Here is a 13823-nt window from a genome sequence, read left to right as displayed (position 1 = left end):
AAATATTTAATACTAAATCTAACTTAGTGATATTCCACAAATTGTGGTGAAATATGTACATTCTTTTGTAGCCTGTGCCATTTTAACGATAGCCCAAGCATTAACTTTATCCAGTAGCGACAAATAAACCGAGAACCAACTCAAACGTGAATATGCCGAAAGCTGAGAGCAGCGCAAATACTGAATACACATTCAAACCCATCGGGTTCATTGAATCACCCTACCGGCAAAAGTTCGCTATTCCTCGCCAGCCCGGGTTAGTGCCCAGCGCGCGTGGTGTTATTCATTTTAACGAGGAGTTTGCTCACATCGATTGTGTGCGTGGCATTGAAGCCTTTAGCCACCTTTGGCTAACATTTGTGTTCCACGAAACCGCAGCGCAAGGCTGGAAGCCTTTGGTGCGCCCACCGCGCCTTGGTGGCAATATGCGCAAAGGCGTGTTTGCCACACGTTCTACGTTTCGCCCTAATCCAATTGGCCTCTCGGTAGTTGAATTAGTGGCCGTAGAAGATAAGAAGCTGATTGTGAGAGGGCTCGATCTACTCCACGGTACGCCAATTTTGGACATCAAACCTTACCTACCCTATTCCGATAGTGTAAGCGGCGCACTTGGTGGCTATGCAGATGCGAAACAAACTACTGGCATGAGTGTTTCATTTACCCGAGAAGCAGAGGCCGCTCTATTGCAGCATCAGCACGAATATCCTGAGCTACGGCAGTTGATTAGTGAAGTGTTGCAGCAAGATCCACGCCCCGGCTATCAGCGCGAACAAAGCTGGGATAAGGAATACGGTATGCATTTATATGATTTCAATATTAAGTGGCGTGTAGTGGCAAACGATAATCATGTAATAAGCATCAGTTAAGCCTTTGTTGCATGCGCCTAGGCTGTTAGAATGCTGCCTTATTTAGCTCATTTAACTTGCCATTTCTAGCACGAGATAAACCAATATGCGCACTAGCCAATACCTGCTTGGAACAATGAAAGAAAACCCTGCTGATGCAGAAGTAATAAGCCATCAGTTAATGCTGCGTGCCGGTATGGTACGTAAAGTAGCATCTGGGCTTTATACATGGACTCCAACAGGCCTGCGGGTATTGCGCAAAGTTGAACATGTTGTGCGCGAAGAAATGGAAAAAGCAGGCGCTATCGAAGTGCTAATGCCAATGGTGCAGCCTGCCGATTTATGGGAAGAATCTGGCCGCTGGCAAGATTATGGCCCTGAATTGCTGCGCATTAAAGATCGCCACAACCGCGATTTCGTATTGGGCCCTACCCATGAAGAAGTAATCAGCGAATTAGTGCGTAAAGAAGTAAACAGTTACAAACAATTACCACTCAACTTATTCCAAATTCAAACTAAATTTCGTGATGAAATTCGCCCTCGTTTTGGCGTAATGCGCTCGCGCGAATTTATTATGAAAGATGCGTATTCGTTCCACACCACGCAAGAGAGTTTGGAAGATACCTACAAAACCATGTTTGATGCTTATTGCAATATCTTCACCCGCTTGGGCTTAGATTTCCGCCCAGTAATTGCCGATACTGGTTCAATTGGCGGCAACATGAGCCACGAGTTTCATGTTTTAGCTAGTTCTGGTGAAGATGATATCGCATTTTCTGATAGCTCAGATTACGCTGCCAACGTTGAACTTGCAGAAGCCATGGCAATCGCCGATGAGCCGCTAGCCGCCACACAGGCCATGGAAAAGATAGCCACGCCGGAAGCGAAAACCATTAAAGCGTTGGTTGAGCAATTTGCTGTAAACATCGAAAACACAGTTAAAACACTTATTGTGCATGCGGCAGAAGCTACTGGCGCAAGCGATAAAAAAGCAACAGAAGCAGCCACTGGCAAAAAAGCAAAACTAGTAGCCTTAATTATTCGTGGCGATCATGACCTCAACGAAATAAAGGCAGCAAAACACCCTGCTGTAGCCTCACCATTGGTATTTGCCAGCGATGAAGAAATTAAAGCAGCGGTTGGTGCAGGCCCTGGTTCGCTTGGCCCAGTAAACCTAACCATGCCAGTAATTGTCGATCGCGCGGTAGCCAGCATGAGCGATTTTGCTGCTGGTGCCAACGAAGATGGCTTCCACTTCTTTGGTATTAATTGGAACCGCGATGTTGATTTGCCAGAAGTAGCTGATTTGCGCAACGTTCAAGCCGGTGATGCCAGCCCTGATGGCAAAGGCACTTTAAATATTGCCCGCGGCATTGAAGTTGGCCATATTTTCCAGCTTGGTACCAAGTACAGCGAAGCCATGAAAGCCGGCGTATTGAACGAAGAAGGTAAAAACCAAGCCTTGATCATGGGTTGTTACGGTATCGGTGTTTCGCGCATTGTTGCCGCCGCTATTGAACAGAACAACGATGCCAATGGCATTATCTGGCCTGCGGCTATGGCGCCTTACCAAGTGTGTATTTTGCCAATGAATATGCATAAATCGGCACGTGTGCAGGAAGTGGCGGAAAACCTATACGCAGAACTCAAGGCAGCTGGTATCGAAGTGTTGTTCGATGATCGTAAAGAGCGTCCAGGCGTGATGTTTGCCGATATGGAATTGATTGGTATTCCACACACTATTGTTATAGGTGAACGGAACCTTGATGAACAAGCGGTTGAATATAAAAATCGCCGCAGCGGTGAGAAAGAAACCCTGAAAATTTCTGATGTGTTGGCGCGTGTTCAAGGCGATTAATTAGAGGATTTCATTGGCGTTGCTGAACTCGAGTTTAGCAACGCCAACACTATTCTTTAGTTATCTTCACCTGCGAGTGGATCTACGTAGTGCAAATGCACATCCCACGGAAAATGAATCCATGTGCTTTGTTCAATATCCGCTTCATATTCATCAACTAGCGGCAAACCCTCTGGTTTAGCATACACGGTAACAAACTTAGCTTTTGGCAAGCGCTTACGCAAAAAACGCAACGTATTGCCCGTATCTACCAGATCATCTACCACTAAAAAGCCTGCACCATCTTCGGTACAACTAATATCTTTCAGCATTTCTGGTTCAGCGGCTTGGCTTTGGTGAGCATAACTACGCACACAAACGCTTTCAACCAAACGAATATTCAATTCACGAGCAAGAATAGCTGCAGGCACTAAACCACCGCGGCTTACTGCAATGATGCCCTGCCATTGTTCTGCAGGTAATTGACGGCGGGCTAATTCGCGGGTAGCGCGATGAAGTTCTTCCCAAGATACAAAATATTCTTGGTTACTGTGCAATCCCATGGGTGCTCCTTTTTATGCTAACATTCGTATTCAGATTGCGAACGATTATAACACCATGTTGGGCGAAGATACGTACCCCTATGCATTCACACTTTATTTTCTGAATTTTATTTAAATAGGATAGCAAAATGCCAAAAGCGATTTTCATTGATGCCAAAGGTGGCCAATACGAACTCGACGTTGAAAATGGGCAAACTTTAATGGAAGCGGCTACTGATAATATGCTCGATGGTATTATTGGCGAATGCGGTGGTGTAATGTCGTGTGCCACTTGCCATGTTTATGTGGCACCAGAATGGATTGAAAAACTTACCCCAGCCGACGATATCGAAGAAAGTATGATTGATGTTGCTCGCGATCCGCAAGAAAATAGCCGGTTAAGCTGCCAAATCACTATGAGTGATGAGCTCGATGGCATTATAGTGCACATGCCCGTAGCGCAGTTTTAAGCGCTATTTAACCCTGAACGGCTACCATAGTTCTATCGTGGTAGCCGGTAGTTACCGCAATAAAACCACTGAGTTCAGCATCGAGCTCGGCATCACCGGTATCTACTCTTAATGGCCGGCCGTTTAGCGCCTGTAACTTTGCTTTTGTAGCAATGATCTGAATATTATCCTTACCAACGGCCCGAATAACCGCCGGAGTAAGCTGTTGATTGCCGCGGCCAAAAACGTGGCCCTGGCCACCTATCAAGGTGATCACCAACGCCATTGGCGTTTTATTCTGCTTTGCTTGTTGCACTCGCTGCTCTAATTCTGCACCGGTAATATCGGCTTTTTCTACTTTGCCGTGATACACCACATCAACGCCCAACAACGTATTTTCATGGCCTAACTCGCCCATTAAGAAATCAACCGTAGAGCCCGAGCCCATGATATATAGGGTGTCATCTTCCATACTTTCGATAACATCGGCAGCGATATCGGCGAGCACCAGTTCATCACTTTCTTTGCCACCAATTTTTACCGCCTGCATGTATTCCAATTCGCCCGGCACCTGCAGCTCAGCATAACGGCGGGCGCGCACTGTACCCTTACGAAAGGCTTCTTCATCGATATCCATTACATCGGCTGCTCGCAATGTAGTGAGCTTGCCTGTAATTAATTGCTCCAGAACTTTGCCTGCACCTGAAGGTGTAATTGCATATACTCCAGAATGAATTTTTACACCTGCAGGAATACCCACCACCGGCAATTCTTCTGGGTTCCAATTACCAAATTTATTACCTACTATTCGCGCACACTGCTGCAAAGCCGAGGCCACATCACGGGCAGTGCCATCGCCACCAGCGAATAACAATAAATCAGGTTTCTGCGTGGCAATAGCGGTAACCGCTTGTTGGGTATCGCTCGCTTCAGTTTGTGTGTTTGCTGCGTGATAAATCACTTCATGATGGAAACCAAGCTCAGCTAATAGATCGGCACCCATATTTCCTGAGGCCGTTATAAACTTGATTTCTTCACGATAAGGTAACAACACAGAAAGCGCTTGCGCTGTACGCTTTTCGGCCTTTTGCTCAGCACCTCGCGCTAGCGCTTCGTTGCGCGTTGCAACGCCATCGCTGCCTTTTAAAGCAACTGCGCCACCGATGCCAGCAAAAGGGTTAATTACCAAGCCAAAACTATACTGGTACATCGCTAACTACCTCTGTTGGTTCTTTTAACCTGCTCATCTCGCTCTCAAATTGGCGTTGTTGCTCCCGGTTAAGCATGCGCAAACCCTCTTGCTCTAAACGCGCGTAAGTAACCGCTGGGGTACTCCAGTAATCTTGTAATACTTTAGCAAAGCGTTCTGCTCGCGGCGGCCAGCCTACTTTTGCACGTAAAAGCGCTTTTTCAACTACCGATGCTGCAAATTCCAAACGCTTCGGCGGCTCCTCACCACTGAGGTTATCAACACTAATTTCAAACTGGATATCGGCCGCTAAACTTAAATACCATTCAATTGCTTGCGGGTGCACTTCCGCTTGCTCAAAACGAGCTTGTAGTTCTGGCTCACGGCCATCAGGTGCATACCAATAGCCAAAATCGGGCAAATGCCGCCGAACTTTTCCAGCCAAGCACCAATGCGCTATTTCATGTAACGCTGAGCGAGCATAGCCATGCGCAAATACAATGCGGTGCATTGGGTGTTTATTTGAGTTAGGCAGGTACACAGGTTCGTGCTCACCCGCGAGCAAAATGGTTTGATCACTTTCTTGGAAGGTATTATTAAACAGGCGGATCAATTGACCCGCCTGCGCTTCAAGAATTATAGCCATACTCAGCGATAAAACCTATTCGTAATGTTGATACTCCAAGCCTTCAACCCACCACTCTGGTGCTTCTTCACCTTTTAGGTAGTAATCAAAGAACTCAAGCATTTTCAACGTGTAATCAATTTTATTGGCGTAACGCTGCAAATGGTGCGGTTCACCTTCGTATTGCAACATAACCACCGGCTTATCTAAACGGCGCAAGGCCAGATAATACTCGATTCCCTGCTCCCATGGAACGGCCTCATCTTTATCACCGAACTGAATTAGCATTGGTGTATTGATTTTATCAGCCACAAACACCGGTGAGTTCTTCAGGTATGGTTCGAGATTATCATACATGCTATCACCAATACGGCTTTGCCCAGTTTCATATTGGAATTGGCGAGCTAAACCTGAACCCCAACGAATACCGCTGTAAGCACTTGTCATGTTCGATACCGGTGCACCCGAAACCACCGCTGCGAAAATATCAGTTTCAGCTACTAAGAAAGCCGCTTGATAACCCGACCAGCTATGCCCGTGTAGGCCAATCGCATCTGGATCTGCAACACCCATTTCAATGATTTTTTCCATTGCCGGCACTAATGATTCAGTAGCACTTGGCCCTGGTGCACCATGGCGAAAATGAACATCCGGCAAAAACACCACATAATCTTGACCTAAGAAATATGGGAAGTTCGGACGGTGATTCACTTTCATTTGATTCCACTGGTATAAACGCTGCGAGAATTTCTCGTAGAAGTACACCATCACTGGGTAACGTTTGTTCGCATCGTAGTTATCCGGCTTAATCAAAACGCCTTGTAGTGGCTCACCACGCGTTGATTCCCATTCCACTAACTCTGCATTACCCCACACAAACTCACTCTGCTGTGGGTTTACATTGGTTAGTTGTTTTGCTGCTGCAAAATCACGGCCGGCAATCATTAAATCAGGAAACTGGCGGAAATCTTGCTCGGTAAACAACACCTGTTGCTTATCTTCGCTATGCGCCAAGAAGCTATAGGTTTTCTCGCCTTCAATAAGCGTAGTTAACTCGCCTGCCGCCACATCAAGCTGATAGAAGCCACTAGTTTTCAAACGTTCGTGATAAGCGCGTAATAGCACCGGCTCTGCCGCATTAATTACGTTGTGATCATCGGTATATGCTACGCGGAACTGACGATCGTTATCGCGGCCAACTTGCGTTAAGTTCGTGGCGTTTCCGTTGGCTGCTATTTGCCAGATATCAAAACGATCATATACCCAAAATGCGCTACTATCAGCAGCCCAACCCGCTACACCATAGCTGCGCGGCTCGGCCGGTACATCGTTTTCTTCATTCACCCAAGAAACGTTAGCATTTTCGCCAACAACCTCGCTGCGCCCGTTTTCACTATCAAAACGTTTGAGCTCATTATCTTGCACAAACACAACATAACGTCCGTTCGGCGATAAGCTGCCACGTTCGCTTGAACGCAGTTTCTCGGCTACCAATTTACGTTCGCCGGTAGTTAAATTCACCCAATATAAATCGTGGTGAAAGCCATTCCAGGTTACTTCTCGTTGGTAAGGTTCACTGTTCCACGCTAATGCAGCGAATGGGTGATCATTTAGGCTAATTGATTCTAACGGCTCATTGCTTAATGCCACCATTGTGCCCGCAGCTGGATAAAACACTGCAGCAGCAGTTGCGCGCAACATACGGTTATAATTTTGCCGTTGTTGTGGCTGAATCATACCATCGTCGCCGTGCCATACTTGCAAGCGGCGATCACCTAATAGGCGGTCAAGATTGTAAAGATCTTCCGCTGATTTTGGTTTTAAATCAGTTTCTTGTTTTTCTTCTGGGTTTGGCCGATGGCCAATGAATAAGCGCTGGCTATCATCGCTGAAACGCATTGCGCTGTGCTCAGAAAGAATCATACCGTTGCGAGCAACATCGGCTGCCCGCGCGCTCGCTTGGCCTTGCTGCCATAACCAGAGTGTTTGTGGCGTTTCAGTTAACTTGGTTTCTCTTTCGCCAGATAAAAAAGCAAAAAACTCAGCATTAGGTGCAAAGGTAAGCTTGCTGTATTTAAGCTCAGTAGAACGATCGAGAACATTGCGTTGGTTATTTGCAGTGTTGAACATCACTACGGCCGCTTCTACTTTCGGGTCTTGTTTAGCGCTTTCATTATCGCTATTGGCAGTTTCCGAATCTGCAGCTTCATCTTGCACTGCTTCTTCATGTTTAGTGTGTTCAACCCACACCACGCGGCTACCTTTTTCGGCTACCGCGTAGTCGCTAATATTATTAATTTGCGTTTGTTCGCCAGAACTCAAACTAATCAGCGTGAGAATTTGCCCTTCGGGGCTACCATTCTCTTTGCTAAATTCTTTCTCGTGCAGTACCAACAAATAATTACCATCACCGCTAAAAGCAGCTGAGCCAGCATGGCTAAAGTTTTGTTGCTCGCCGGTGCTAACATTTACTAACACGGCATTACTTACGAGCTTCGCACGCTCGTCACGCGAACTCGCTTGTTCACGATCTAACAAGGGTGGTTCTTGCATAAATACAACAAAGGCACCATCGGAGCTTACCTTTGGCGCATGGCCACGAGGAACAGAGAAGGTTTCGCCATCTTGGCTGCGCACCACTACACCTTCACGGTCGCCATAATCGGGGTTTGCAGAAAAAGCGATAGTTTCTAAGTTCTCGCTTTGTTGGCGCTGATCGATCTCTCGGAACTGCATGATATCAGTAAGTTCCAGAGGGCGAGTTTCGGCTGTTTGTGCGCTTGCAGCAGGTAATTGCAGCATGCTGAATACCAGCACAAGCAATGCAAAATAAGTAGTGAGTTGTTTCATGGCAACCTCGTTAGCGTTTTATAGTTATTCTCTCTATTATCACCAACTCAGCCGCGAATAACTACCCCACTAATCGCGCCACGCCTAAAGCTCACCGATTCGAACGGCATAAGGTTGGCTAGTTTGCACTAGCTGGGTTTAAACTCACGCGCTCGCGGATAAACATGGCTGCTATGAGGCCGAGTAGCGCAGCGATAGCAGCAGCGGTAAAAGTAAATTCCGCCCCCTCGCCTTGCTGCCACAAAAAACCTGCAATCCAAGCACCGAGTGCGCCACCACCGGCAAATCCAACGCTTAAATAGAAAGCTTGGCCGCGGCTATGCTGATCGGCAGGAAAATAGCTATGCACATACCGCATTGCAGCACTGTGATGCAACGCGAAGCTGAAAGCGTGTACGAGTTGAATCGGTATTAGCCACCACAACACATCGGCGAAATTTGCCAACGCCAACCAACGCAAACTGGTAAGCGCCAAACAAAACATAAGTAACCGGCGCACGGTAAACTGCACAACTAAGCGGCCAGCAATGAAAAACATTGCAACTTCGGCGGCCACACCCAATGAAATAAGTGCACCCACAGCAATCGGCGCATAACCTAGTTGGGTTAAGTACAGAGCAAAAAATGCATAAAACGGCGCAAAGCTCATTTGCAGTAACATGGTAGAAGCAATAAACATCACAAAGGGCCGACGCCGAATGCGCCGCCAAAAACCTTCAGGAATAGGTTGATTTGGGTCTTGATAGGCTCGTTCAGGTTCTTGCAGTTTACTTACAGCTAAAAGCAACGGCAGCAGCAATATTGCGCCGAGTATCGGAAAGCTCTCGGTTCCTGCTAAATCTAGTAATTCAGCGGTGATTAGCGCTACCAAAATAAAGCCGAAGCTACCGGCCATACGAATGCGACTATAACGATGATTTTCTGCACCCAAACTTGCCAGTGTTACCACTTCAAGCTGAGGCAAAATTGCAGACCAAAAAAGGCTTACCAACCCAAGTAAAGAGGCTACCGCAAGATAGCTATTCACCTGCGCCAGTAGCACCAACATAACCAGTGAACTCAACACACCAAAACGAATCAGCGGCACCAACTTGCCTAAACGATCAGCTATGGCAGCCCAAAGCGGCGGCCCTATCACCCGGCAAATAGTAGAAATAGCGATAAGTTCGCCTATTTCTCGCGAACTAAAGCCTAGAGCATCAAGATAAAAGCCTAGGTATGGCACTAATAATGCGAGTACTGCGAAATAGCCAAAGTAGGACCAACTCAAGCGCCGACATTGGCGATGGAAAGCAACTTGGTTCATTTCAAATGCGGCACATTAGTAGTTACATGGCCATTTTGAGCGCGTTGGCGCAGCCAATGATCAATTAGGGTAAGAGCCATCATTGCTTCGGCAATCGGCACAGCGCGAATACCTACACAAGGGTCATGTCGGCCATGGGTGCTAATCATTTGCGCATTACCAAATTGATCGATTGTTTTACCCTCAAGCTTAATACTTGAGGTTGGTTTCAGTGCGATTTCAGCCGTAATTGTTTGCCCACTACTAATGCCACCAAGCACACCACCGGCATGGTTGGAGCAAAAGCCTTCTGGTGTCATTTCATCACGATGCTCTGACCCGCGTTGCTCAACAACCGCAAAACCATCACCAATGCTCACCGCTTTTACTGCATTAATCGACATCAACGCCTTGGCTAAATCAGCATCTAACCGATCAAAAACTGGCTCTCCGAGCCCTGCAGGAACGCCCGTAGCTTCAACCCGAATCTTCGCGCCTACAGAATCACCTGCTTTCTTAAGTTCTCGAATAAGTGCATCAAGATCATCGATCTTGCTTGCATCAGGAAAGAAAAACGGATTTTTTGGCACTTCTTGCCAATCTAGCTCGCTAGCCGTTACCGCGCCCATTTGTGTCATTGCTGCGCGAATTTGAATGCCTTGCTGTTGCAAAAACTGTTGCGCTATAGCACCAGCAGCTACGCGCATTGCGGTTTCCCGAGCAGATGAACGGCCCCCCCCACGGTAATCGCGGTGGCCATATTTGTGTGCATAAGTGTAATCAGCATGGCCTGGGCGGAATAAATCTTTGATATCGGAATAATCACGGCTACGTTGATCAGTGTTTTCAATTACTAAACCAATAGGGGTTCCGGTAGTTTTACCTTCAAATACACCCGAGAGTATCTTTATTTGATCAGCTTCACGGCGCGGTGTGGTGTAACGATTGTTACCCGGTTTACGGCGATCTAATTGCGCTTGAATATACGCTTCATCAATTTCAATGCCAGGTGGGCAGCCATCAATAACAGCACCTAGAGCTGGCCCATGGCTTTCGCCAAAGGTTGTTACTCGAAATAGTTCACCAAACGTATTTGCGCTCATGCCAGCCCCTTGCTAATTTTTTTTAATTACTATTATCTGTTTATGCTATTCGCTTTGTGCCGCGAAAAAATATCGCAGAATAGCCGAATTTATTTATCTGCGAACTCGGCCGCATGCGCAACCAGCTGCTCACGATTAATCACGAACACACCGGCGCCGCCATTTTCAAAATCTAACCAGATAAACGGCACTTCCGGCCATTCTTCCATCATGTGCACCATGCTGTTGCCTACTTCGCATACTAAGATACCATTGGCAGAAAGATGCTCTGGGGCATCACGCAAAATGCGCCGCACTAAATCTAAGCCATCTTGCCCTGCGGCTAAGCCTAGTTCTGGTTCGTGATGATATTCATCCGGTAAATCTGCCATATCTTCAGCATCAACATACGGCGGATTAGTAACAATGAGATCGTATATTTTACCAGTAAGTGCATCTAACCCATCAGATTCAATTGCTTCAACGCGTTCACTCAAGCCGTGTTCTTCGATATTCATACGCGCTACTTCTAATGCATCAGCGCTGATATCTACCGCATCAACTTCCGCATCAGCAAAGGCATAAGCGCACGCAATAGCGATGCACCCAGAGCCGGTGCACAAATCTAGAATGCGTGCAGGCTCTTCGTTGATCCAAGGCGCAAAGTGTTGTTGAATTAATTCGGCAATAGGTGAACGCGGCACGAGCACGCGCTCATCTACGTAAAACGGCAAATCGGCAAACCACGCTTTATGCACTAAATACGCCGCTGGAATTTTATCGCGGATGCGGCGGTTTACTAAGGCTACTAATTGTAGTTTTTCATCGGTAGTTAAACGGCAGCTTCGGCATTCATTCAATTCTTGGAAACTCAATGACGTAACAGCTGATAACATCAACAACCCTTCTTCCCAACCATCTGCAGCGCCATGGCCAAAATATACATCGGCACCGTTCAATGCTGATGTAATGTAACGTTGCCAATCGGCTATACTAAACAAATCGTCGGTTAGTTGTGTGTACTCGTGTGTCACCGTTATTTCTCCCTTTGCGGCTTTGGCCTCGGCTACTAGCTGCATATGATCCGCAGCCCGTTAGCCGCTTTCGGTTGTAATTGATAGCTTATGCCGCCTATTATACCCACGAATTTGTAGTAAATGAGCATTTCCAGCCAATGGCAGCGAAAAAAGCAAAGAAAGCGCACAAGAAAACACTGATTTCTGCCCACGATCGCGAGCTCTTTCGCGCTGAAGTTGAGGGTATCACACCTATCACGCAAGATAGAGCCGAGTTACCGGTAGTACCGGTGAGTAGAAAGAAAGTGAAACTGAAGAATCTCGCTTTGGAAACTCAGCGTGATAACGCTAGCGATCCCTTTTCCGATTATTATGAACCTTTATTGCCAGAAGGAACGATGAGCTGGGTTGCAAGCGGTGATCAGCCGTATTTGGCCAAGCAACTACGGCGCGGGAATTTTGCACCGGAAATGACGCTGGATTTACACGGTTATACAAAGGTTCAGGCAAAGCGTGATTTAGCCGCTGCCATTAAGCTTTGTGTACGCGATTCACTGAGTTGTTTATGTGTAATTCATGGTATTGGCCATGGTATTTTGCGCCAGCAAGTACCACTTTGGTTAGCCCAACATCCGGAAGTTCGGGCATTTCACCAAGCTCCCCTAGAATGGGGCGGCCATGGTGCCTTATTAGTGTTGCTCCGGAGCTCGCACCCCTTGCAAGATACCTTCCATCGCTAGCGGTTCAACATCAATTACGGCAATACCGGCAGTTGGAAATAATGGTGGCTGCACACGCTGATCAAGATAACTGGTTAAATAACAAACAAATGGCATGTGCGATACTAAAAGAACAGTTTCGGCAGGTTCAATTTGCAAACGCGCCATGAGCGCACTAGCGAACATTTCAGGGTCGCCTTCAGGTGTAATATCAGTGGATACTTCTACCACTTCAGCACCTACTAGTTTGGCAACTTCCGCATAGGTTTGTTGCGCTCGCACATAGGGGCTAACAATTACTAGATCGATTTTTGGCGTTTGTTCCGCCAACCATTTTGCAGCTACAAGTGCCTCTTCATGGCCCCGCTCAGTAAGCTCGCGCGATGCATCAGGTTCTACTTTGCCCAACTGCATGGTGGGCGCTTTTGCTTCACCGTGCCGCATTACAAACACTTTCATTAATCTTGCTCCGCTTGCTGCTCTGCAGTTTTACCGCGTTTTTGATCTAGGCGGCCGCCCGTTACTTTATCAGCACGGCCATCTTCTTTCGCTTGCTCCGCCCGGCGGCGCCGAATTTCTTTTGGGTCTGCCACCAACGGCCGATATATCTCAATACGATCACCTGATCGTGGTGTATCACTGAGCTTGCAAGTTTTATTCCAAATACCCACCGCATGTTGGGTTAAATCTATTTCTGGGAAAAATCTGGTAATGCCTGATTCTTCAATAGCTTTCTCTACCGTGCAGCCCTGAGCTACCGATAATGAAATAATCTTTTGTTTTTCTGGAGTAGCGAACACTACTTCAATGTTTATCAACGATTCAATCATTGCCATATACCTGCCGCGCCCGCAATGCAAACGCATCGACCATGCGGCTTGTCACTTCGTTGAATATTTTTGCGAAAGCGAAGTGTAACAACTTGTTAGAAAATTCAAACTCAAGCTTTAGGGTAACTTTGCAGGCATCTTCGGCAAGCGGCTTAAACTCCCAGCCACCATGTAAATCGCGAAATGGGCCCTGTTCTAGCTCAAGGCGAATGAATTCTTCGCTCACTAGAGTATTGCGGGTGGTAAATGCTTGGGTAATGCCGGCTTTGCTAATCGAAAGCTCAGCCACCATGCTATCCACCGTTTCTTCGAGGATTTGCGCACCCACACAGCCCGGAACGAATTCCGGATATGCGGCAACATCATTAACTAGGTCGTACATTTGACGGCAGCTGTAATGAACTAAAGCGCTGCGTTCAATTTGTGGCATTGCAAATACCTGCCTTCCATCGATTGCGGTAAGTAGAAATAAACGAGCGCATTCTACTCCTTCTTTCAAACTGATGCATCTTTTGTGATTTCTCTTTTCAGCGCCCGTATGATGCGTATAATAC

General features: G+C 46.9%; 14 protein-coding genes. 4 read left to right on the top strand and 10 right to left on the bottom strand.

All coding sequences use genetic code 11. The features are described 5' to 3' along the window. Nucleotides 1-152 precede the first annotated feature (152 nt). Together tsaA and A28LD_RS00975 are read left to right on the top strand one after the other, a co-directional pair. Nucleotides 153-866: a tRNA (N6-threonylcarbamoyladenosine(37)-N6)-methyltransferase TrmO gene (tsaA, locus tag A28LD_RS00980; RefSeq protein WP_007419183.1), complete on the top strand. Its 714-nt coding sequence runs from the start codon at nucleotides 153-155 to the stop codon at nucleotides 864-866. An 85-nt stretch (nucleotides 867-951) separates the two neighbouring features. After that, nucleotides 952-2703: a proline--tRNA ligase gene (locus tag A28LD_RS00975; RefSeq protein ID WP_007419182.1), complete on the top strand. Its 1752-nt coding sequence runs from the start codon at nucleotides 952-954 to the stop codon at nucleotides 2701-2703. Nucleotides 2704-2759: 56 nt separating this feature from the next. Here the strand turns inward: A28LD_RS00975 and gpt are convergent, their stop codons facing one another. Next, entirely contained in the window at nucleotides 2760-3245 is a 486-nt protein-coding gene (gene gpt, locus A28LD_RS00970; RefSeq protein WP_007419181.1) for a xanthine phosphoribosyltransferase, read from the bottom strand. A 128-nt stretch (nucleotides 3246-3373) separates the two neighbouring features. Between gpt and A28LD_RS00965 the strand changes: the two genes are divergently transcribed. After that, nucleotides 3374-3694, top strand: a complete 321-nt coding sequence (locus A28LD_RS00965; RefSeq protein WP_007419180.1) for a 2Fe-2S iron-sulfur cluster-binding protein — start codon at nucleotides 3374-3376, stop codon at nucleotides 3692-3694. Between the two features lie 7 nt (nucleotides 3695-3701). Here A28LD_RS00965 and A28LD_RS00960 read toward each other — a convergent pair whose 3' ends face one another. The 6 genes from A28LD_RS00960 to prmB all read right to left on the bottom strand — a co-directional run bounded on the left by A28LD_RS00960 (nucleotide 3702) and on the right by prmB (nucleotide 11783). Then, nucleotides 3702-4883, bottom strand: a complete 1182-nt coding sequence (locus A28LD_RS00960; protein ID WP_007419179.1) for an ATP-NAD kinase family protein — start codon at nucleotides 4881-4883, stop codon at nucleotides 3702-3704. Next, on the bottom strand, nucleotides 4870-5508 hold the full coding sequence (locus A28LD_RS00955; protein ID WP_007419178.1) for an elongation factor P hydroxylase: 639 nt from the start codon (nucleotides 5506-5508) through the stop codon (nucleotides 4870-4872). The genes A28LD_RS00960 and A28LD_RS00955 overlap by 14 nt, the downstream gene beginning before the upstream one ends. A 15-nt stretch (nucleotides 5509-5523) precedes the next feature. Then, nucleotides 5524-8337, bottom strand: a complete 2814-nt coding sequence (locus A28LD_RS00950) for a S9 family peptidase (RefSeq protein WP_007419177.1) — start codon at nucleotides 8335-8337, stop codon at nucleotides 5524-5526. Between the two features lie 118 nt (nucleotides 8338-8455). Then, a complete protein-coding gene (locus A28LD_RS00945; RefSeq protein ID WP_007419176.1) occupies nucleotides 8456-9643 on the bottom strand; it encodes an MFS transporter in 1188 nt (395 codons plus the stop codon). Then, a complete protein-coding gene (gene aroC / locus A28LD_RS00940) occupies nucleotides 9640-10725 on the bottom strand; it encodes a chorismate synthase (protein ID WP_007419175.1) in 1086 nt (361 codons plus the stop codon). The genes A28LD_RS00945 and aroC overlap by 4 nt, the downstream gene beginning before the upstream one ends. An 89-nt stretch (nucleotides 10726-10814) precedes the next feature. Further along, a complete protein-coding gene (gene prmB, locus A28LD_RS00935) occupies nucleotides 10815-11783 on the bottom strand; it encodes a 50S ribosomal protein L3 N(5)-glutamine methyltransferase (protein WP_007419174.1) in 969 nt (322 codons plus the stop codon). Nucleotides 11784-11878: 95 nt separating this feature from the next. Here prmB and smrB point away from each other — a divergent pair, with 95 nt between their 5' ends. Next, a complete protein-coding gene (smrB, locus tag A28LD_RS00930) occupies nucleotides 11879-12460 on the top strand; it encodes an endonuclease SmrB (protein ID WP_007419173.1) in 582 nt (193 codons plus the stop codon). Here smrB and sixA read toward each other — a convergent pair. The 3 genes from sixA to A28LD_RS00915 are packed head-to-tail and all read right to left on the bottom strand — an operon-like array spanning nucleotide 12410 to nucleotide 13699. After that, nucleotides 12410-12898 carry a phosphohistidine phosphatase SixA gene (gene sixA, locus A28LD_RS00925; protein WP_007419172.1) on the bottom strand — a complete coding sequence of 163 codons (489 nt, stop codon included), beginning with the start codon at nucleotides 12896-12898 and terminating at the stop codon, nucleotides 12410-12412. The two genes, smrB and sixA, sit on opposite strands and share 51 nt — an antisense overlap. Beyond that, the gene (locus A28LD_RS00920; protein WP_007419171.1) at nucleotides 12898-13269 is read right to left on the bottom strand and encodes an RnfH family protein; all 372 of its coding nucleotides are present in this window, start codon (nucleotides 13267-13269) and stop codon (nucleotides 12898-12900) included. Before A28LD_RS00920 ends, sixA begins: the two co-directional genes overlap by 1 nt. Beyond that, entirely contained in the window at nucleotides 13262-13699 is a 438-nt protein-coding gene (locus A28LD_RS00915) for a type II toxin-antitoxin system RatA family toxin (protein WP_007419170.1), read from the bottom strand. Before A28LD_RS00915 ends, A28LD_RS00920 begins: the two co-directional genes overlap by 8 nt. Nucleotides 13700-13823 lie beyond the last annotated feature (124 nt).

It is taken from the genome of Idiomarina sp. A28L, from assembly GCF_000218785.1.
GTDB lineage: Bacteria > Pseudomonadota > Gammaproteobacteria > Enterobacterales > Alteromonadaceae > Aliidiomarina.
The sequence above is the reverse complement of the archived record's forward strand: the minus strand, read 5'-3'. Positions and strand labels throughout refer to the sequence as shown.